The sequence below is a fragment of the Mameliella sp. AT18 genome, from assembly GCF_028807275.1.
Taxonomy (GTDB): Bacteria; Pseudomonadota; Alphaproteobacteria; order Rhodobacterales; family Rhodobacteraceae; genus Antarctobacter; species Antarctobacter albus.
The window spans coordinates 1-20,766 of sequence record NZ_JARAMO010000093.1 but is presented as its reverse complement, the minus strand read 5'-3'; the positions used below and the strand labels follow the sequence as shown (position 1 = coordinate 20,766).

The window sequence follows — 20,766 nt, the reverse complement described above, 5'->3', positions numbered from 1 at the left end:
CGCAGGCCGTGCGGTGGGTATAGTGGCCGCGACAAGGGTTATCGCTAACTGCGACGCACAGACGGGATTTCGCCGGTCTTCCGCCTCAGCGCCGCATCACATGCAGCCAGATCCCGTCACGCGACCGCACGGTCAGATGCGCCTCGGGCACCGGTTCGCGGCCCGCGACCGGCGTCACCCGCAGGTCGCGCAGGATCAACGAGAGCAGCAAAACGCCCTCGACCATCGCGAAACCGGCCCCGGTACAGACGCGCGGCCCGGCGGAAAAGGGCATGTAGGCCTCACGCCCGCAGCGCTTGCCGTTCTCGGTCTGCCAGCGGGCGGGATCGAAACCGTCGGGGTTGTCCCACAGCCCCTCGTGACGGTGCAGGTGCCAGGGGCTGAGCACCATCTGCGCGCCTTGCGGGATGTCGCGATCCCTGAACCGTTCCGGGCAGGTGGTTTCGCGCACCATCATCGGCACCGGCGGGTAGAGGCGCAACGCCTCGCGGAAGACGTCGCGGCTGATCCGCAGTTTCGAGATGTCGGCGAAATCGCAGGTCGTCAGCACCTGCGCCTCTTCGGCCACCTTCTCCTGCCACTCGGGATGCGTCGCCATGAGGTACAGCGCCCAGCCCAGGGCCGAGGCGCTGGTTTCATGCCCCGCAAGGAAGAAGATCGCCACCTGGTCCACCATCTGCTGAGCGCTGAAGGTCTGACCCGTCTCGGGATCGCGCGTCGTCATGATCTTGGTGGCCAAGTCGTCGGGCGCGGTCCCGGCGGCAATCGCCACCTGCCGGTCCTCGGTCAGCCGGGTGATGAGTCCCCGAATGCGCCGGGCGGCGGCCTTGGTGTCCCGCCGGAAGAACCGAGGCATCCAGCCCGGAACCGGGATGAAGGCGGCCAGGTTCAGGATCGGCTGGGTGCGCTGGTAGGCGCGGAACTCGTGAAAGACCTCTTGCGCGATCTCGTCCTCGATGGGGATCGAAAACAAGGTGCGAAAGATCACGTCCGCCGCCGCGTGGCTGGTGTTCTCCTCGATTTCAACCTCTTGCCCCGCCCGCGCGGTCAGACGCGCCAGCGCGGCCTGCGCGGCGTCCCACATGGCCGGATAGGTCTCGCGCAGGCGCCCGCCCTCAAAAGCCGGGTCGATGATGCGCCTTTGCCGCAGCCAGGTTTCGCCATTGGTCAGGAAGACGGAGTCGCCCAGCAGGGGCCGCAGCCCCTCGCCGATACGGTCGGATTTCGGGAAGTCCATCGGCCGGTCCTTGAGCACGGTTTTCACCAACTCCGGCTGATTCAGCAGGTAGGACCGGAAGAAAGGGGTGCGGAACTCGGCCATCTTGGCCCGGTACAGCCGCGCGGGCTGGGCCGAGAGGATGTCCTGACGGAAGAGCTTGACGTAGCGCCAGAGCGAGACCCGGTCAGGCCGCGCCGCCGGTTTCGGTGGGGTCATGCGGCAATGCTCGTGTATTTCGACACCGCCACGTCGATCCGGCTGGCCGAGGGCGGACGGTTCGCATAGCGCGCGCCCAGGCTGACCGGCCCGGCGGTGATCTGGAAATAGTCGTAGTCCAACGGTCGGTCGAAGGCGCAAAGGTACTGGAAATGCAGGCGAAAGAACTTCCACCGCAGTTCCTTCCAACGCTCGGGCGACAGCGAGCGCGTGAACTGCGCCGAAAACACCAGCGGCCAGCGCTTGTTCCCTGGCGCCACACCCGAAACGCTGACCGGATCGCAAAGCGCAAAGGCACAGCCATCCCCCGGCGCCGTCACGTCGACCCAGGTCAGTTCCTCGCGCGCGCTGAGGTATCGCAGGTCAGCCCGCAAACGGTGCGCGTCGCGCAGGAAAGAGACCATAGGCACCACCTGCCCAAGGCTCAGGAACGCCAGTTTAGGGCCATCGGCGGGCACCCGTCCCGCGCGGATCAGGTCGGCAAGGATCGAGACCGCCAGATGCGCGCCGGAGGAATGTCCGACCACCAGCACCTCGTCCACATCGTCGCGCAACGCCTCGGCGATGATCCCGGCGAAGTCGCCCATGCGCGCCTCCAGCTCGGGCGGGTTTGCCCCCCGGAACCGGGCCGAATAGGCGTAGTCATGCATCAGGTAATAGGCGAACAGCTTGCCATCTTTCTTCTTGAACCAGCGCAGCAGCGCCCAGGCGATGCTACCCCAGACGAGCAGGCCCAGTGCGTTTGCCCCGATGCCCAGCCAAGGCGACAGCTGCGCGATCAGCGCGAACCCGGCCCAGCCCGCCAGCAGGGCCGCCAACAGTTGCAGCAAGAGCATTCCGATCGGATAGAGCGCAGCAATCACCGGTCCCTTGCGGAGCCGCATCAGCCGGAACAACGCGCCGGTCGCGATATACTCCCAGGCGGTGCGAACAAGCTGTGCGTAAGTGGCGGGGATGGAGGTCGACATGCTGTCGCGCACGATGTCGGACCAGACCAGAACCTCGACATCCGCCGAGACCTGCTGCCCCGCCATCACGCTTTCGACATGCCAGCCGTAGAGCCCGCCGGTGCGCTTGGGCTTCAGCCCGATCTCGTAGCCGGAGATCGCCGCCTGCGCGGCGCCCTCCTTGCGGTAAAGCTCGCGGTAGCGGCGCGGATGAATCGGATCGTAGCCGGGAATATAGAAGACCCGGCGCCTGCTGACGTCCTGCGATGTTTCGGCCTGACCAATGCCCATCGTCCGCACCTCATTGTTGCGACAATGGTAACGGGGCTTTTCGGCGAGAGTAAGGCAGCAGCCTCAGCCCAGGGTCGCCAGCGCCGGGAAGGTTTCCAGCAGCCAGAAGGACAGCGACGAGAAGCCGCCCGTCAGCATCAAGAGCCCAATGGTCCACAGAAGCAGGCCCATCGCCCGCTCGATCTGTTCCATGTGCCGTTTCATCCAGCCCATGAGACCGCCAAGCCGGGGCAGGAAGGCCGCGACCAGCAGAAAGGGAATGCCCAGTCCCGCCGCGTAGACCCCCAGCAAGACCGTGCCGCGCGTGACCGAGGCCTCGGAGGCGGCAAGGCTCAGGATCGCGCCCAGTTGCGGACCGATGCAGGGGGTCCAGCCAAAAGCGAAGGCCAGGCCCAGGATATAGGCGCCAAAGGCCGAACCGCCCCGGTCGCCCGCGTCCAGCCGTGCCTCGCGGTCGAGAAAGCCGATCCGGTAGACACCCACGAAATGCGCACCAAAGACCATGACGGTGATGCCCGCGGCGGTGTTGAACCAGTCCTGGTACTGCAAAAAGGCCGCGCCCACCGCCGAGGCGGCAAATCCCATCAGCAGAAAGACCGTCGACAGGCCCAGCACGAAGAACAGCGCCGGCATCAGCGCCTTGTTCCGTGTCGCCCCCGCGCGGTCGCCCAGATCCGTCAGGGACACCCCGCTCATATAGGCAAGGTAAGGCGGCACCACGGGCAGCACGCAGGGGCTGAGAAAGGAAATGACCCCGGCCAGAAGCGCCACGAACATGGCGGGCAAAAGCGATGCGTCGATGATCTCGATTCCGAACATGGGTCCGACATAGGCTATTGGCGCGGCGGCGTCACCTGACCTCTCTGTCACATCTCCGGCATGGCGCGAGAGCGCTTTTCTTTGCCGGGACAAGCGGCTAGATCAGGCGCATGACGCATGAACTCGACGCCCTCGGCCTGCTTTGCCCCCTGCCCGTCCTGAAGGCCCGCAAGCGCCTGCAGGGCATCGCCCCGGGCGAGCTTCTGCTGCTGATGACGGACGACCCGGCGGCGGTGGTGGACGTGCCGCATTTCTGCGTCGAGGCCGGGCATGTGCTGGAAGGCCACGAGGAAGCGGACGGCGCAATCACCTGGCGCATCCGCAAGGGATGACGGCTGACATGTCCCGGCGCCGGGCCGATTTGCCCAGCCTCGGTCGTAAGGCTTGGTGACTGGGACCAAAGCTGTATAGTGGCGTCACAATTTGGCTGTCCGCCGGCGGCGGCGCCCCTTCAGTTTGTGAAAAAGGATACGATCATGGGCAGCTTCACGGCCACCTACTCCGTCACCTATGAGAACGGCGCGCTGGCAGGCGCCGCGGTCCAGGGGCCGTTCAACGAGGTCTTGACGGATGGTGAAGCCGACACCAGTTTCGAGATCGGCGACAGTGTCAATGCGTTCTCAAGTGGCTATACCTACGTCGGTACGGCGGTCGTGAACGGCAAGGTCTGGCCGGTGTTCAACTGGGACTCCGATCCGACCTATGACGTCGTCTTCATGGACGAGGTCCCTGCTGGCCCACCGGCCACCTACACTGACAATGGCGCGACCTTCACCGGCGCCTGCTTTGCCCCCGGCACGCTGATCGCAACACCGGGAGGAGAGGTTGCAGTCGAGCGGTTGCGGTCCGGCGATCTTGTCGCCACGGATGAGGGCGGCGCAACACAGGTGATCTGGATCGGCGTCGTGACACGGTTGAACGCGGTGGCGGGCAACGCCCTGCAGGCCGTTTGCGTTCGTGCCGGGGCATTGGGCAATGGCTTGCCCCACAGCGATCTGATTGTTACGGCAGATCACGGCCTGATCGTGGACGGACTTGTCGTGAACGCGGCTGCCCTTGTGAACGGCGACAGCATCGCCTTTGTTCCCATGTCCCAGCTCCCCGAACGCGTGACCTATTACCATATCGAAACCGCCGCCCATGACGTGATCCTGGCCAACGGGGCCCCGGCCGAAACATTCGTGGACGCGGTCGCCCGCAGCCAGTTCGACAATTTCCAGGAATATCTGGACCTCTACGGGGCCGAGCGGATCATTCCCGAAATGAACCGGCCCCGCGTCTCTTCGCGCCGCCTGCTGCCCGCCGAGATTCGCGATCGGCTGGATCGCACGATTGAGGCGACTCGCCTGACCGCGTAAGCCACGGCCTCAGGGAAAACGAAAAAGGCCCCGCCGGTTCGGCGGGGCCTTTTCCTTGTTTCATTATCGGATCAGCGGCCCAGGGACCACCAACCGCGCCGCTTGGGCTTGTCCTCAGCCTCGGCGGTTTCCGTCACCGGTTCCGGCGCCTCTTCGGCCACGGGTTCCGCAGGCGCTGCGGCGGCCTCTGGCTGAGCCTCTTCCGATGCGTCTTCGGTCGTTTCCTCGGGTGCCGAGGCCGGTTCCACGGCGGTTTCCGCGACCGGGGTGCCAACCACGGCAGCAATCACGTCAGAGGCCTTGCGGCGCGTGCGCGCGCGCTTGGGCTTGTCCTCGGTCGTTTCCGCCGCGGCCTCGGCCGGGGCTTCGCTCACCTCGGGTTCGGGCGCTTCCGCTGTCTCTGCGACAGGCGCGGCCTCGGCGACTGGCTCCGCCACTTCGGCGGCGGGCGCCTCGGTGGTTTTCGGTGTCGGCTCCGGTGTCGCTTCGGGCTTGGCCTCGGCGGTCTCGGCTACTGCCACCTCCCCCTCGTCCGTCTCGGTCTGGGCATCGGCGGGTTTGCTGCGCGTGCGGCGCGACCGGGTGCGAGTCCGCTTGGGCTTGGCCGTGTCGTCACCCTCGTCTGCCTTGGGCGCATCCGCCTCAGCGGCCTCGGAGGTCTTGGCTTCATCCGCAGCCTCGGCAGCCTCGACCGGCTTCTCGGCCTCCTTGGCCGAGTCGTCCTTGTCGGTGCTGCCCTCTGCGCCGGACTCCGATCCCTCACCGTTGTCCTTGGACTTCGACTTGCGGCGGCGGCGACGACGGCGCTTCTTGGGCTTGCCCTCGTCACCATTGTCGTCAGAGGGGGTCTCCGGCTTTTCGGCCTGGGGCGCCTCTTCCTCTTCTTCCTGCTCGGCCTCGGTGTCTTCGTCCACCTGGTCCATCAACGATGTGTCGACCGACACAACGGGTGCGGTGGCCTCGGGCACGACGCGGGTCGCGGTCTTGAACTTCTCCATCGAGAAGTCGGGCGCCACCAGATGCGGGTCACCCTCGATGCGCACGGACATGCCGTAGCGCGCCTCGATCATGGCGACATGTTCGCGCTTCTGGTTCATCAGGTAGTTGGCGATGCCGATGGGGCATTTCACCAGCACCTCGCGCGAACGGCGGCGCACGCCTTCTTCCTCGATCTGGCGCAGGATCTGCAGCGCCATGTTGTCGTCCGAGCGGATCAGGCCGGTGCCGTGGCAGGCGGCGCAGGGCTGCGTCGTCGCCTCGATCATGCCGGGGCGCAGGCGTTGGCGCGACATTTCCAAGAGGCCAAAGCCCGAGATGCGGCCCACCTGGATGCGGGCGCGGTCGGTCTTGAGCTTGTCCTTCAGTTTCTTCTCGACGGCGGCGTTGTTCTTGCGCTCGTCCATGTCGATGAAGTCGATGACGATCAGACCCGCGAGATCGCGCAGACGCAGCTGGCGCGCCACCTCCTCGGCAGCCTCCAGGTTGGTCTTGGTCGCGGTCTCCTCGATCGAGCCTTCCTTGGTGGCGCGGCCCGAGTTCACGTCGATAGCCACCAGCGCCTCGGTCACGCCGATCACGATGTAACCACCGGATTTCAGCTGCACGGTCGGGTTGAACATCCCGCCTAGGTAGCTTTCCACCTGGTAGCGCGCGAAAAGCGGCATCTGTTCGTTGTAGTGTTTCACGTTCTTGGCGTGGGACGGCATGATCATCTTCATGAAGTCCTTCGCGACCCGGTATCCCCGTTCGCCTTCCACAAGGACTTCATCGATTTCGCGCGAATAGAGATCACGGATCGACCGTTTGATCAGGTCGCCTTCCTCGTAGATCTTGGCCGGCGCGATGCTCTTCAGCGTCAGTTCGCGGATCTGCTCCCACAAACGCTGCAGGTACTCGTAGTCGCGCTTGATCTCGGTCTTGGTGCGCTTGGCGCCTGCCGTCCGGATGATCAGGCCCGCGCCCTTGGGCACGTCGATCGACTGCGCGATTTCCTTGAGCTTGGAACGGTCGGTCGCATTGGTGATCTTGCGGCTGATGCCACCGCCACGTGCGGTGTTGGGCATGAGCACGCAATAGCGACCCGCCAGGGACAGGTAGGTGGTCAGCGCAGCGCCCTTGTTGCCACGCTCTTCCTTGACGACCTGCACCAGCATGATCTGGCGGACCTTGATGACCTCTTGGATCTTGTAGCGGCGCGGGCGCGGCTTGCGGACCGGGCGGATGTCCTCTTCGGTGTCGTCGTCGGCCACGGACTCGATCGAGGCATCGCGCGCCGCGGCATCGTCCTTGTCGTCTTCGTCGTCTTCATCGTCGTCGTCCGATGCCTCGGGCGCGAGGTCGTCCTCGGCACTGTCCTCCGCCACGGGGGCAGGATCGGCCTCTGCGACAACCTCGGCCACCGGCTCTGCCGCGTCGGGCGCCTCGACCGGGGTCTCTTCCGCAGTTTCTTCAGGCGTCACGGTATCATCGCCGGTGTCCGGCTCTTGCGAGACGACGGCGGCCTCGTCCTTGGTGCCTTCTGCGATCGGACGCGGCGGCGTTTCGCTCTCGGGTGCGTCCTCGGGCTCTGCCGCTTCGGCGGTGTCCTCGTCTTCCGGGGTCGGCGCCGGTTCGGCGGCGGCCTCGGTGTCCAGAGGCGTCAAGGCCTCGGTCGCCGGGGCGGGGTCCGCCGCGGTTTCGGAACCGGGCACCTCGGGCGCCTCGGCGGGAGCGGGCACTTCGGCCGGGGCCGGGTCGGCCTGGGGCTCAGGCTGCACAGGCGTTTCGACGGGCGCGGGTTCCGGCGCCGGATCGGTTTCGACCGGGGTTTCCTGAGGGGCGGGATCAGCGGCCTCCGGCTCTTCAACCGGGGTCTCGTGCACGGTTTCCATCGGCGACAGGCCCTCGCCCGGCTCGCCGGTTTCCAGGTCGTCGTCGAGGTCGATGGTTTCCATGCCGCTGGGTTCGCGCGGCTTGGTTTCCTTGGCGGTCTCGGCCTGCTTGTCGGACTTCTCCGCCTTGTCCGTCTTGTCGGATGCCTTCGTCGACCGCTTGCGCGAGCGCGAGCGGGACTTCTTGGGCTTTTCCTCTTCCTCGGCAGCGGCGCGCGCGGCCTCTTCCTCTTCCTCCATCAGCGCCTGACGGTCGGCGATGGGGATCTGGTAGTAGTCGGGGTGGATTTCCGAGAAGGCCAAGAAGCCGTGACGGTTGCCGCCGTAATCGACGAACGCCGCCTGAAGCGAGGGTTCGACCCGTGTGACCTTGGCTAGATAGATGTTGCCGGCGAGCTGCCGCTTGTTCTCGGACTCGAAGTCGAATTCCTCGACCTTGTTTCCGTCCACCACCACGACGCGGGTCTCTTCCGCGTGGGTGGCGTCGATGAGCATTTTCTTTGCCATGTTATCCGTTTGCACACCCAACGCACCGCCGGCCCCGGGGGGCGCGCGGCGGTTGAAGCGTGTCTTGTCTGGGCGAGATGGTGCGCGATGGCATGGCGGGAAACCGATGTCCCTGCCTCATGCCTCATGTCAGTCGCGCGCTTCATCGCGGTTCTTCTCCGACGCGCGTCTGCGGCATTGGGCCGGGACGGCGCCCATTCATTGCGCCCGTCGCTTGTGGCGGTCCGGGCAGGGACTATGGCCTTGCGGCCCGATCGGTCTGGCCGGGTCCGGTATGTCAGGGTCCACGGTCAGCGAAATCTTCGGCGCGGCATGTTCTGCGCGCAACCTGACCGCTAACATAAGGCCAGCAGGATGGGAATGACAATAGCGATTGCGACGCGCGTGGCCCCTCGCCCCGCTCTCAGCGCGTTTCAAGGGCCTCGCGCAGGGTCCGGGCCAGCACATGCGGCGTGCAGGGTTTCTGCAGGTGGCGGAACCGGGGACCGGCCGCACCCATGTCCGGATGCAGGGCAAACCCCGACATCAGGATCACGGGGCGCGCCGGGTCACGCGCGGCGACGCGTTCCGCGAGATCCAGCCCGGACAGGCCCCCGGGCATGAAGACATCGGTCAACAGCAGGTCATAGGCCTGCCCGGCTTCGATCAGCGCCCAGGCCGCCTGCGCCGTGGGCGCCGTGACGACCCCGTACCCCAACCGCTGCAGCAGTCCCCGAGTGAGATCAAGCAGATCCGGCTCATCCTCGACCAACAAGACCGTCTCTCCCGCCCCAACAGGTATGTCGGCCCAGCTGTCCGCCACTGTCAGACCCGGGGTTCCGGCGACACGCGGCAGCGTCAGCCGCACGGTCGTCCCCTGCCCCGGGACCGAGTAGATCCGCATGTCCCCGCCGGACTGCTGGACGAAACCATAGACCATCGCCAGCCCCAGCCCGGTACCGCCGTGGCCGCGGCGGGTGGTAAAGAACGGGTCCGCCGCGCGGCGGCGAACCTCGTCCGACATGCCTTCGCCATCGTCGCCGACCGACAGTTCGACAAGATCATCGCCAACCGCCCGCGCGCCAAGCGTGATGGTCCCGGCCCTGCCCGCCCCCCGGATCTCGTCCCGCGCGTTCAGGACAAGGTTCAGCAAGGCATTCTGCAATTGCCCCGGATCGCATCGTACCTGCAGCTGCGGTTCTTCGGGCAAAAGTCTCAGCGCGACCTCACCGCTGAGGGCCGGACGCGACAGGATCTCGATGTCCTCCAAAACACCGTCGACGGCACAGACCTCGACCCGGCCGGGCTGTTGCCGGGCAAAGGCCAGCAACCGGTCCGTCAGGCCGCGACCGGACCAGACCGCCTCTCGTGCGCGACGCAGCAGCGATGCGGCGCGTTCGGATTGTTCTTCTTGCAAAGCAAGTTCCATCGAAAACAGAAGAGTGGCCAGAAGGTTGTTGAAATCATGCGCAATTCCGCCTGACAGCTGCCCAGCGCATCCAACCGGCTGTCACGTTCGATCACCTGCCGGTTGCGCTCTTCCAGGGTCACGTCCTGCATGTGGAGCAGCGCGCTCAACCGGGTGCCCGGCAGGTTGATCCGGGCACTGCCAAGCCGCATGTAGCGATCCGGTTCCTGCCCGATCGCGATACGAAGCTGCCGCACTTCTTCACCGTTGGACCCGGCGGACATCGCCCATGTGACGGGGTCCAGGGGCGGTTCATCCCCCTCCGGGCCGGACGGCAGGCTGACATGTACCGGCCAGTCAAATGGCACCGAGCGATCGCCGACATGCAGGAACCGGCGCGCCGTGGGGTTGATCAGAACGATCTGCCCGGCCTCGTCGAATCCCACCAGTCCGCCCGTCAACGCGGCAAAGATGGCATCCAGCTGGGCCTGCCGTTCCATCGCGGCCCGGAAATCGCGACGGGCGGCCAGCAGGAACCAGACCGAAAGCACCAGCGGAAACAACACTCCGACAAGGGTCATCGCGGCGTAGTCGCGCTGCAGCGCGGTCAAACGGTCGTCCAGGGTCTGCCGCGCAAGGTCCAGCGTGGCGCGCAGGCCTTCGACCGCCGGTTCATCGTCATAGCGCACCAGGACATCGATCTGGCCAGCGCTCAGGCCCCGGTCATGCGCCGCGCGCACCCGGTCCACCCGGGCGCCGTAATCCGCCGCCGACGCCCGGACAGCAGCCAGGTCCAGGACCAGCCCGTTCGCCTCGGCCACCTCGTCCATGCGATCCAAGACCGCCAGCGCGCGGCGAGCCTCGACCTCGGCCTTGTCGCAATATGCGGGCTCGGTGGCGCCGCGCAGAACGCAATTTTTGAAGTCATGGATCATGCCATCGAAGCCGATGGCGCCCAACAGCTCCTGCGACAGGTCGGACAGGCGAAGCTCGGCCTCGCGCAGCCGGGTCGAATCCACGTGGCTCCGGTAGAAACCGGCTGTCAGCACTCCGACCGCCAGCAGCGCCGCTCCGGCCCCGAGCATCAGAAGGGCACTGGATCTGGGTCGGTAGGGCATCCGCTCCGGTCAGCCGGGGGCCCGGCGCAGCGCCTGGTCCCCGGCAAAAGCCATCGGCCTTACCCCATCGCCCGCAAGCGCTTGATCAGCGAGGAAGTGTCCCAGCGCCCGCCGCCCAGTTTCTGCACGTCCTTGTAGAACTGGTCGACCAGCGCTGTCACCGGCAGCGAGGCGCCGTTTTCATTTGCGGTGCGCAGGCAGATATCCAGGTCCTTGCGCATCCAGTCGACAGCAAAGCCATGCTCGAACTCGTCGGCGATCATCGTCTGGTAGCGATTGACCATCTGCCAGGACCCGGCCGCGCCGCCGCCGATCACATCGACCACCGCGGCACCGTCCAGCCCCGCCTTCTCGGCAAAGTGCAGCCCTTCGGACAGGCCCTGCACGAGACCCGCGATACAGATCTGGTTGACCATCTTGCACAGTTGCCCGGCGCCGCTGTCGCCCAGGCGTTTGCACAGCTTGGCATAGGATTGCATGATCGGCTCTGCCGCGTCGTAGTTCGACTGATCGCCGCCGCACATGATGACAAGCTGGCCGTTCTCGGCCCCCGCCTGCCCGCCGGACACCGGCGCATCGACGAATCCCAACCCGCGCTCCGCCGCCTGTTCGGCCAGTTCCAGCGTCACCTGCTGGGACACGGTAGTGTGATCGACAAAGGTCGCGCCCGAGGACATGCCGGCAAAGGCGCCGTCCTCTCCGGTGCAGATCCCGCGCAGGTCGTCGTCGTTGCCGACGCAGGCCATGACGAAATCCGCGCCCTGCGCCGCCTCGCGCGGGGTTGCCGCCGCTGCGCCGCCGTATTCGGCCACCCATTTGTCGGCCTTGGCGGCGGTCCGGTTGTAAACCGTGACCTCGTGCCCGGCCTTGGCCATGTGGCCCGCCATCGGATAGCCCATCACCCCAAGGCCCAGAAACGCCGTTTTCGCCATCTTGTTCTCCCCTCGTCGCGTCAGCCAGCCTGCCCTTGGCAAGCCCGGGCTGGCAAGTTAATCCCGGTGCGATCTGACCTAGCCCATATGGACGGAGAACGAAATGGCGGTTGTGTTCCGATGGCTGTTGCGGCTGGCCAGCCTGGCCGTCGCCCTGATCGTCATCGGCGTGGCACTTGCCTACTACCTCGGGTCCCGCTCGCTGCCCGACTACGACAAGACCCTGCCCGTGGCCGGGATCACCGCCGACATCGAGATCGTGCGCGACAATTCCGCCGTGCCGCATATCATGGCCCTGTCGGACCGCGACGCATTCTTCGGGCTGGGCTACGTGCACGCGCAGGACCGGCTGTGGCAGCTGATGATGATGCGCCGCACCGCGCAGGGCCGCCTGTCGGAACTCTTTGGCCGCCGCACCCTGCGCACCGACACGCTGTTGCGCCGGCTGGACATCTACACCGCCGCCAAGGCCTCGGTCGAGCATCAGGACGCGCGCACGCTGGACGCGCTGGAAGCCTATTCCGCCGGCATCAACGCGCGCATCGCCGAGATCAACGCCAACAGCCTGGGACGCGGCGCGCCCGAGTTCTTTCTCTTCGAGGCGGAAATCGCGCCCTGGCAACCGGCGGATTCGCTGGCGGTGATCAAGCTGATGGCGCTGCAACTGTCGGGCCAGATCGGGGACGAGGTGCTGCGCGCCCGGACCTCCCTGCTGTTGGGAGATGAACAACGCCTGTCCGACATCCTGCCCGACATGCCCGGCAGCGGTGTCGCCGCCCTGCCCCGTGTCGCGCAACTGCCGCAGGGCAGTGGCACGCGCCAGGCCAGTGCCGCGCCGGTGGGCGGTGATTTCCTCTGGCCCGTTCCGCGGCGCGGGCTGGCGGGCGCGTCCAACGTCTGGGCCGCCGCGCCGGAACGCTCGGCCTCGGGCGGGACGCTTCTGGCCAATGACCCGCACCTTGGCTTTACCGCGCCGACCTTCTGGTATCTTGCCCGGATGCAGTTGAAATCCGGCGGCGTGATCGGCGCCTCGATCCCCGGCATTCCGGCCCTGATGGTGGGCCGGTCCGAGCAACTGGCCTGGGGGATCACCTCTTCCTACCTCGACGATCAGGACCTGTACTTCGAAGAGCTGAACCCGGACGCCCAGGGCGAGTATCGCACGCCCGACGGCTTCAAAGCCTTCGAAACCCGCCAATCCATCATCCGCATCAAGGGTGAGGCGCCGGTCACGCTGAACCTGCTGTGGACGGACAACGGCCCGATCCTGCCCTCCTCGCAATTCAACCTGAACAAGATCACGCCGCCGGGGCACCTGGTTTCGCTGGCCTGGACCGCGCTCAGCCACCAGGACACCTCGGCCTCCGCCGCCATCGGCCTGATGATGTCGCAATCGGTCGAAGAGGCGATGGAAGTGTCCCGCCTCTATGTCGCGCCCTCGCAGAACCTGACTCTGATCGACGCGGATACCGTGGCGCTGAAGCTGGTCGGCGCCATGCCGCGCCGCGACCCCGCGCATGAAAGCCTGGGCCGCCTGCCCTCGCGCGGGTGGATCGCGGCGAACCGCTGGCAGGGGATCTTTCCCTTTTCGGCCAACCCCGAGTTCCTCGCCCCCGAGGGCGGCATCGTGGGCAATACCAACAACAAGCTGGTGGACCGCGCCTTCCCTGACCACGTCAGCTATAACTGGGGCGACAGCCAGCGCGTGCAGCGCTGGCAGACTATGATGCAGGGCCGCAAGGTCCACACCCGCGACAGTTTCGTCGAGGCCCAGCTGGACACGGTGTCGCCTGCCGCGCGCACCTTGCTGCCGCTGATCGGGCGGGACCTGTGGTTTACCTCCGAGGCCGCGCCCGAGGGCACGCCCGAACGCCGCCGCCAGCGCGCGCTGGATCTGCTGGCCAACTGGAACGGCGAAATGAACGAGCACATGCCCGAGCCGTTGCTCTATTCTGCCTGGCTCCGGGCGTTGCAGGCCCGCCTGATCCGCGACGATCTGGGCCCGCTGGCCGAAGAGTTTGACCACGTCGAGCCACTGTTCATCGAGCGCGTCTTCCGCGATGTGGACGGGGCCAGCGCCTGGTGCGATGTGATCCGGTCAGCGGCAGTGGAAAGCTGCACCGACATCGCACGGCTGGCATTGGACGACGCGCTGATCTGGATCGAGGAACATTCCGGCAAGGCGCTGGAATCGCTGCGCTGGGGGGACGAACACCTGGCGACGCACGAACACCCGGTTCTGGGCCAGGTGCCGATCCTGCGGTACTTCGTGAACATCCGTCAGACGACCTCGGGCGGTGATCACACGCTTCAACGGGGCGTGACCTCGGGGCGCGATCCCGATCCTTTCGCCAATGTGCATGGCGCAGGCTATCGCGGCGTCTACGATTTCGCCGATCCCGACAGTTCGGTCTTTGTCTCTGCCACAGGCCAGTCGGGCCACCCGCTGTCGCGCCACTACGACGACCTCGGCCAACTCTGGCGGCGCGGCGAATACATCCCGATGTCGCTGGACGTGGGTCTGGCACGCGCCGCCTCTGTCGGGATCACCCGGCTGGTCAAACCATGAGCGAGGCCCGCGCGACCGAGGTGCTGAAAAAGCTCTGGCCGGAATGGTCGGGGCGGATGGAGGTCTTGCGCGACGGGCCGGATACCTGGGTTTACCGCCCGTCGCGCGGACGTGTCCCGGCGGTGGTCAAGCTCTGGCCGCGCAAGGCCGAGGCAAAGGCCTCGCGCCAGGCGCTGCGGCAGGCGGAACTGGCGGCGGTGCTGTCGCATGGTCCCTACCGCGTGCCGCGCGTGTTGTGGTTCGGCAAGGGCGCGCTGGTCATGCAGGACGCGGGCGGCCCCGACTTTCGTGAACGGCTGGAAACCGAGGCCCCCGGCCCGCTGCTGCGCTCCGCCGGGGAATGGCTGGCCGCCTACCACGGGCTGAGCCTGCGTGACCGCAAATTCCTGCCCAAGGGACAAGTCAACTGGCTGACCCGGCTGGTGGATGCGATCGAGGCCGGCGAGCGTAGCCTGATCGACGCAAAGGGGCTGGTCTCTGCCGCGCGCACGCTCAAGGAGACGCGCACCACGGTCCGTGGCCTGCCCGCCACCTGGGCCATCACCCACCGCGACCTGACCCTCTCCAACCTCGTCAGCGGCCCCGAGGGCACGGTCTGGGGCATCGACTTCGAAAACGCGAAAGAGGACGAACCTCTGCGCGACGTCTTTTCCCTTGCCTTGGACGTGCTTGACCTCACCGGGGACGAGTCCGCCCTGACGGCGCTGCGCGAGGGCTATGGCGATGATGTCACCGCACCCGAGGTCCGGCTGTTCCTGCAACGCTGTTTCGCGATCAGCCTCTGGGCCAATACGCCGGTGTCGCCCTCGAAACGGCAACGCCGGCGCTGGGAAATTGCCCGCGACCTGCTGGAACGTGACAGCGCCGTGATCTGACCCCGGCCCGGGCCTGCCCCGGGACCTCCGGCCCCGTCAGGAGTCGTGCCGCACCACGTTGAATCCTTCCTCCGGCCCCGGCGGCACGAAGTGGCGGGAGAACTGGTGGAACTGCTCATCCGTCACGACAAAGGGGTGTGCACCCGAGGCATTGCGCCTGCGCAGCCGGTCCAGGCAGACCTCGTCCGGCGGCGCCAACAGGTGCAGTTCATGCGCGGCGCCCGTCGCCTCCAGGATGCCGCGCATCCAGGCGCGCTGGTCCAGAGTATTGGCCGCGAAATCCAGCACGACGGAAACCCCGGCATCCAGCAGCGCCGCAACATGCGGCCCCATGACCGCCCGCAGTTTCCCCGTGCACCGCAGGTAGTCGCGCGGCGTGGCCATCTGGTCGGCGAAAAGCCCGTCCAGCCAGGCATCCTCGGTGATCAGAACGGTGCCCTCGGGGCGGGCCAGTTGGGCCGCCAGGGTCGATTTTCCAGCGGCGATCTTCCCGCACATCATGTGCAGGGTCGGAAATTCAGAAGACATGACAGTGATCCTTGTGCGGCGCATCCCGCGCCATAGACGTTCAGACGACAGCTCACCCGGCCCGGCGGTTCAGGCCGGGAGCGTAATTCGGATGCGGCGCAGGGCGCCGGATGTCTGAACATGGATCAACATGCACCCCGGATCGCATGAAACGGGGTGCATGTCCACCGGGCGCCCGGTCAGCCCAGCGTCTCGAACCGTGCCTTGTCGAGTGCGGACCAGAGCACGCGCAGGTGAAAGCCGTCCTCTTCCTGGCGCTCGTCCTCGACCAGGCCCTTTTCGAACAGCCAGGCCCGGCGCTTGCCCTCGGCAAAGCCCAGCACCAGGTCCTCTTCGACCCGTTCGGCGCCAAGCGCCTCTGTCACCGCCTCAAGGAAGTCATCCAGCCCCTCGCCGGTCAGGGCAGAGGTGACAAAGACGTCCGGGTTGCGCGCGGCGCGGATACGCACGGTTTCCAGCTCTTCCGGCCCCAGCCGGTCCAGCTTGTTCCACAGTTCGATCTGTGCGGTTTCCTCGCCCACACCCAAGCTGTCGAGAATGCCGCGCACGTCCTCGGCCTGCTCCTCGGTCTCAGGGTGGGAGATGTCGCGCACATGCACGACCACATCCGCTGCAAGCACCTCTTCCAGCGTTGCCCGGAAGGCGGCCACAAGTTCCGTCGGCAGATCGCTGATGAACCCCACCGTGTCCGACAGGATCACATCGGCGCCCGTCGGCAGGCGTACCGCCCTCATCGTCGGGTCCAGCGTCGCAAAAAGCATGTCCTTGGCCATGACCTCGGCGCCGGTCAGCCGGTTGAACAGCGTCGACTTGCCCGCGTTGGTATAGCCCACCAGCGCGACAATCGGGTAAGGCACCTTGGCCCGCGCCTTTCGGTGCAACTCGCGCGTCTTGACGACCTTGTCGAGCTGCCGGCGCAGGCGCACCAACTGTTCGTCGATGGCACGGCGGTCGGCCTCGATCTGGGTTTCGCCGGGGCCGCCGACGAATCCCAGCCCGCCCCGCTGGCGTTCCAGGTGGGTCCAGGCGCGCACCAGGCGCGTGCGTTGGTAGCTCAGGTGCGCCATTTCGACCTGCAACACACCCTCGCGGGTGGCCGCACGATCCGAGAAGATCTCCAGGATCAACCCGGTCCGGTCCAGCAACTTGACCTTCCAGTCGCGTTCGAGGTTGCGCTGCTGCACCGGCGTCACCGGGCCATCGACCAAGACCAGGTCGATGTCCTCGGCCTCCAGCTTGGCGCGCAACTCTTCGATCTTGCCCGAGCCGAACAGCGCACCCGGATTCGGGTCGCGCAACGGCACGATCTGCGATCCCACGACCTCAAGCCCCGGCAAGGCATGTGCCAGCGAAACGGCCTCTTCCAAGGCCATTTGGGCATCGCGGCGTGCCGGGTCGCTCTTGATGTCAGGATGCAGGACCCACGCCCGGGTCACAGGCGGCGCGTGTTCTCTCACGCGTCCCCTTCGCCGTCATACAGGTTGATCGGCTGGCTGGGCATGATGGTCGAGATTGCATGTTTGTAGACAAGCTGCGACTGGCCGTCACGGCGCAGCAGGACGCAGAAATTGTCGAACCAGGTGATGACACCCTGCAGCTTGACCCCGTTGATCAGGAAGACCGTCACAGGGACCTTTGTCTTGCGGACGTGGTTCAGAAACGCGTCCTGCAGGTTCTGTCTATCAGAAGCCATTGAATTGCCTTTATTCTTGCCGTGCCCGCGCGCCGGGCTGCCCTCGTCTGGGGGAGTATGGTATGCTGCGGCGGGAGTTTCCAGCCGAAAATCCCCGAATCCGTGCGCCCGATGCCCAGGGGATGTTCCTGCGCAACTATTCGCGCCAGACCTCTGGACTGATCATCACGATGATTGCCAGCAGTTCAAGCCGTCCCAGCACCATCGCCAGGCACAGGATCAACTGCGCGTCCCAGGGGATCGACGCCAGGTCGATCACCGCGGCGGTGTCGATCAGTGGCCCGGTGTTCGACAGTGTCGCAATGGTCAGCACCGTGGCCCGTTCGAAATCCACCCCGTAGGCCCCCAGGATCAGCGTCATCGCCGCAAGCGTCAGCGCGAAGAACATGAAGAAGACCCAGGCGATAAAGGCCCCTTCGCGCCGGATGCGGCGCCCCAGGGGGCCCGCCCGCCCCACGGAATGCGGATGCACCAGGCGCTCGATCTCGCGCTTGCCGTTGAGGTAGAGCGCGTAGACCCGCAGCAGCTTGACACCCCCGGCGGTCGTCGCCACGCCGCCGCCCACCAGCGCCAGCCCCATCAGGATGATCCCCGGCGTCGGCAGCCCGGACCAGTCCTGTGCCGTATCCCAGTCGCCGCTGATGAATCCGGTCGTGGTCAGGAACGAGGCCGCCGTGAACAGCCCGCCCCAGAGCGCCCGCAGACCCGCGATCCAGTTCTGTTCTTCTCCCACCTCGAAAGAGGCGACCCAGTGGCGCAGGAACATGGCCAAAGGCACGGCCACAACGATCATGACGCCAAGACGGAACTCTGGGTCGTAGAACAGGCCCCGTTCCTGGCGGGTATCGGCGGAAAAGGTCAGCCGCGACAGGGCGAAAAAGAGAAAGCAAAAGAGAATCATCTCCCCCGCAAGGCCGCTGGGCGCGGCCCCCAGGTCAGCCAGCGGCGTGATCCCGGAGGTCGCCATGACCGACATCGCATGGCTGACCGCGACCAGCGGTGGATCGCCCGCCACCAGCAGCATCACCGTCAGCGCCAAAGTCAGCCCCGTATAGACCGGGAACAGGACGTGCGCGCTGCGCATCAGCCGTTCCGCCGGGCTGGTCGGCCCGGTGTTCATGGCGCCCTGGGCGATGGATTGCCCGGGTTCACCGCTGGCAGTGACCTCGAATCCCCCCAGCGCCAGCGGTGCCAGGATCGCCGAAGCGGCGATCCACATCACCAGCCCGCCCATCCAGCCGACCTGCGCCCGCCACAGGTGTTCCGGCCCGGACAGGCGCGCGGCGTCGAACATCGTTGCCCCGGTGGTGGTAAAGCTCGACACCATCTCGAAATAGGCATTGCCAAAGCCGGTGGTCCGCACCGCCTCGTGGAAGGGCACCGCAAAGATCAGCGGCAGCACGACAAACCCCGCCGCCAGCGCCACCAGCTGGCGCAGCGCGCTCTGGTTGTGATGCCGGTTGCCCAGGGCCAGCGCCACCAGCGCGGTCAGGATCAGCCCCAGCAGCGCGCCATAGAAAAAGGTCCGTGCGTCGTGGTGTTCTTCGATGACATAGGCAAAGACTGCCGGCAGCAGCATCGAGAAGGAACCGAGCCCGGTCAGAAGCAGGAACAGAGGCAGACGCGCGATGGTCTTCATCGGCGGTTGCCTCGCCCTTGTACGCCTGTCACGGCAAAGGTCCCCATCTGCCTCACCGGACCGCGCCTAGAAGAAATCGATCGAGACCTGCAACAGGCGCTCGACCTCCGGGACATCGCCGGCGAGGGCAAAGATGACGATCTGATCGCCCTCGTCGATCCTGAGCGAGCCGGTGGGCTTGACCACCTTGTCCCCCTTGCGGACCGCGCCTACCAGGACGCCTTCAGGAAAGTCGATCTCGCGGATCCGGCTGCCGGAGATCGGCGACGTCGACAGGACCTCGGCCTCGATCACCTCGGCCTCGGCATCGCCGATGGAATAGACCTGGCTGACACGCCCGTGCCGGATATGGCGCAGGATCGAGCTGACGGTGGTCGACCGCGGGTTGATATAGGCGTCGATCCCCAGCGGTTCCATCAAGGGCACCAGCGTCGGGTCGTTGATCAGCGCGATCACCATCGGGCAACCGGCGGCCTTGGCCCGCACGGCAGCCAGCATGTTGACCTTGTCGTCATCGGTCACGCAGAGCGCCGCATCCGCCCGCGCCACCCCGGCCTCGACCAGGAGCGCCGCGTCCAGCCCGTCACCATGCAGGACGATGGTGCGCTCCAGCTCCTCGGCGGCCCGTTCGGCGTTCTTGCGGTTGCGCTCGATCATCTTGGCGCGCACGCGGATCTTGCCGGTCTCCAGCCGCCGTGCCACCGACAGGCCGACATTGCCGCCGCCGACGATCACGACGCGTTCCTGTTTGCGCAGGGACTTGCCAAAGATCTCCAGCGTGCGTTGCACGTCATCCGCATGCACCATGACGTAACAGCTGTCCCCCTCGAACAGCTGGTCGCCGGATTCCGGCGCGAACAGCACCCCCTCGCGCCGGACCCCCACCACCACGGAGCGCAGCGTGGAAAACAGGTCGGTCAGCTGCCGCAAGGGCGTGTTCACGATCGGACAGCCCGCGTCGATGGTCAGCCCCATCAGCTGGGTCTTGCCGTCCAGAAAGCTCTCGGTGTCAAAGGCCGCTGGCGCCGCCAGCCGCTGCAGGGCTGCGTCGGCCACCTCGCGCTCAGGCGAAATGACCACGTCGATGGGCATGTGATCGCGCCGGTAGAGGTCGGAATAGATCGCCGTCAGGTAGCTTTCCGCGCGCAGCCGCGCGATCTTGCGCGGCACCGCAAAGACCGAATGCGCCACCTGGCAGGTGACCATGTTGACCTCGTCGGAATAGGTGGCCGCAATCACCATGTCGGCGTCGCGCGCGCCCGCCTTGTCCAGCACGTCGGGGTAGGAAGCAAAGCCCGCGATCCCCTGCACGTCCAGCGTGTCGGTGGCGCGGCGCACGAGATCGGGATTGTTGTCCACCACCGTGACGTCGTTGCGCTCTCCGGCAAGATGGCGGGCGATCTGCCAGCCAACCTGGCCCGCCCCGCAAATGATGACCTTCATGCGCCCTGCGCCCCGATCTGCACCGCGTCCCGGCTCTGGCCTCATTGCCTCGCACGCGGGGGCAGCGCCGTCAATGGGTTGCATCCTCGGTCCCGAGCCGCTGTTCCCCGGAGCCATCTCTCGCATGATGCCGATCAGGGCCAGACGGCGCCGGGGCGCAAGGGGGCACAGCCCCGCGCGAACGCGCGGCTTGCCCTTGCGCCCCGGTGATGGCTGGTCCAGGCAGCAGGAAAGCGAGGGATGGGTTCGGGGAACAGCGGCACGCCTGTTCCCTGGTGATTCCTTGAGCGGTAAGACCGCGCCGAACGGCGCGCATCAGGGTCGGTGGGCGGGCGCCTTTGCGGCAAAGCCGCAA

16 protein-coding genes are annotated in these 20,766 nt (G+C 66.4%); 4 read left to right on the top strand and 12 right to left on the bottom strand.

Annotation, left to right across the window (positions count from 1 at the left end):
- Positions 1-85: 85 nt before the first annotated feature.
- The 3 genes from PVW46_RS13110 to PVW46_RS13100 form a co-directional block, all read right to left on the bottom strand.
- Entirely contained in the window at positions 86-1,435 is a 1,350-nt protein-coding gene (locus PVW46_RS13110; RefSeq protein WP_069211506.1) for a cytochrome P450, read from the bottom strand.
- Complete coding sequence (locus tag PVW46_RS13105; protein WP_069211507.1) at positions 1,432-2,673, bottom strand: hypothetical protein; 1,242 nt, start codon at positions 2,671-2,673, stop codon at positions 1,432-1,434. Before PVW46_RS13105 ends, PVW46_RS13110 begins: the two co-directional genes overlap by 4 nt.
- 63 nt (positions 2,674-2,736) lie before the next feature.
- Positions 2,737-3,492, bottom strand: coding sequence for a cytochrome c biogenesis CcdA family protein (locus PVW46_RS13100; protein ID WP_069211508.1), 756 nt, complete (start codon positions 3,490-3,492; stop codon positions 2,737-2,739).
- 110 nt (positions 3,493-3,602) lie between these two features.
- Between PVW46_RS13100 and PVW46_RS13095 the strand changes: the two genes are divergently transcribed.
- Entirely contained in the window at positions 3,603-3,824 is a 222-nt protein-coding gene (locus PVW46_RS13095; protein WP_043139736.1) for a sulfurtransferase TusA family protein, read from the top strand.
- 144 nt (positions 3,825-3,968) lie between these two features.
- Entirely contained in the window at positions 3,969-4,850 is an 882-nt protein-coding gene (locus PVW46_RS13090; protein ID WP_069211509.1) for a Hint domain-containing protein, read from the top strand.
- Positions 4,851-4,921: 71 nt separating this feature from the next.
- Here PVW46_RS13090 and PVW46_RS13085 read toward each other — a convergent pair whose 3' ends face one another.
- The 4 genes from PVW46_RS13085 to PVW46_RS13070 form a co-directional block, all read right to left on the bottom strand.
- A complete protein-coding gene (locus PVW46_RS13085; RefSeq protein ID WP_069211510.1) occupies positions 4,922-8,227 on the bottom strand; it encodes an Rne/Rng family ribonuclease in 3,306 nt (1,101 codons plus the stop codon).
- Positions 8,228-8,630: 403 nt separating this feature from the next.
- Positions 8,631-9,644, bottom strand: coding sequence for an ATP-binding protein (locus tag PVW46_RS13080; protein ID WP_338020524.1), 1,014 nt, complete (start codon positions 9,642-9,644; stop codon positions 8,631-8,633).
- The gene (locus PVW46_RS13075) at positions 9,545-10,699 is read right to left on the bottom strand and encodes a nitrogen regulation protein NR(II) (RefSeq protein ID WP_069211512.1); all 1,155 of its coding nucleotides are present in this window, start codon (positions 10,697-10,699) and stop codon (positions 9,545-9,547) included. The genes PVW46_RS13080 and PVW46_RS13075 overlap by 100 nt, the downstream gene beginning before the upstream one ends.
- 92 nt (positions 10,700-10,791) lie before the next feature.
- The gene (locus PVW46_RS13070) at positions 10,792-11,664 is read right to left on the bottom strand and encodes an NAD(P)-dependent oxidoreductase (RefSeq protein ID WP_069211513.1); all 873 of its coding nucleotides are present in this window, start codon (positions 11,662-11,664) and stop codon (positions 10,792-10,794) included.
- A gap of 103 nt (positions 11,665-11,767) precedes the next feature.
- Here PVW46_RS13070 and PVW46_RS13065 point away from each other — a divergent pair, with 103 nt between their 5' ends.
- Both PVW46_RS13065 and PVW46_RS13060 read left to right on the top strand, forming a co-directional pair.
- Positions 11,768-14,233, top strand: coding sequence for a penicillin acylase family protein (locus PVW46_RS13065; RefSeq protein ID WP_069211514.1), 2,466 nt, complete (start codon positions 11,768-11,770; stop codon positions 14,231-14,233).
- Positions 14,230-15,108 carry an aminoglycoside phosphotransferase family protein gene (locus tag PVW46_RS13060; RefSeq protein ID WP_069211515.1) on the top strand — a complete coding sequence of 293 codons (879 nt, stop codon included), beginning with the start codon at positions 14,230-14,232 and terminating at the stop codon, positions 15,106-15,108. Before PVW46_RS13065 ends, PVW46_RS13060 begins: the two co-directional genes overlap by 4 nt.
- A 36-nt stretch (positions 15,109-15,144) precedes the next feature.
- Here PVW46_RS13060 and PVW46_RS13055 read toward each other — a convergent pair whose 3' ends face one another.
- The 5 genes from PVW46_RS13055 to trkA all read right to left on the bottom strand — a co-directional run bounded on the left by PVW46_RS13055 (position 15,145) and on the right by trkA (position 20,411).
- Positions 15,145-15,636, bottom strand: a complete 492-nt coding sequence (locus tag PVW46_RS13055) for a P-loop nucleotide/nucleoside kinase family protein (protein ID WP_069211516.1) — start codon at positions 15,634-15,636, stop codon at positions 15,145-15,147.
- 179 nt (positions 15,637-15,815) lie between these two features.
- Entirely contained in the window at positions 15,816-17,072 is a 1,257-nt protein-coding gene (hflX, locus tag PVW46_RS13050; RefSeq protein WP_043139746.1) for a GTPase HflX, read from the bottom strand.
- A 17-nt stretch (positions 17,073-17,089) separates the two neighbouring features.
- Entirely contained in the window at positions 17,090-17,329 is a 240-nt protein-coding gene (gene hfq / locus PVW46_RS13045) for an RNA chaperone Hfq (protein ID WP_023849333.1), read from the bottom strand.
- 136 nt (positions 17,330-17,465) lie between these two features.
- A complete protein-coding gene (locus PVW46_RS13040) occupies positions 17,466-18,968 on the bottom strand; it encodes a TrkH family potassium uptake protein (protein ID WP_043139750.1) in 1,503 nt (500 codons plus the stop codon).
- Positions 18,969-19,034: 66 nt separating this feature from the next.
- Positions 19,035-20,411, bottom strand: coding sequence for a Trk system potassium transporter TrkA (gene trkA, locus PVW46_RS13035; RefSeq protein ID WP_069209832.1), 1,377 nt, complete (start codon positions 20,409-20,411; stop codon positions 19,035-19,037).
- Between the last annotated feature and the right edge of the window lie 355 nt (positions 20,412-20,766).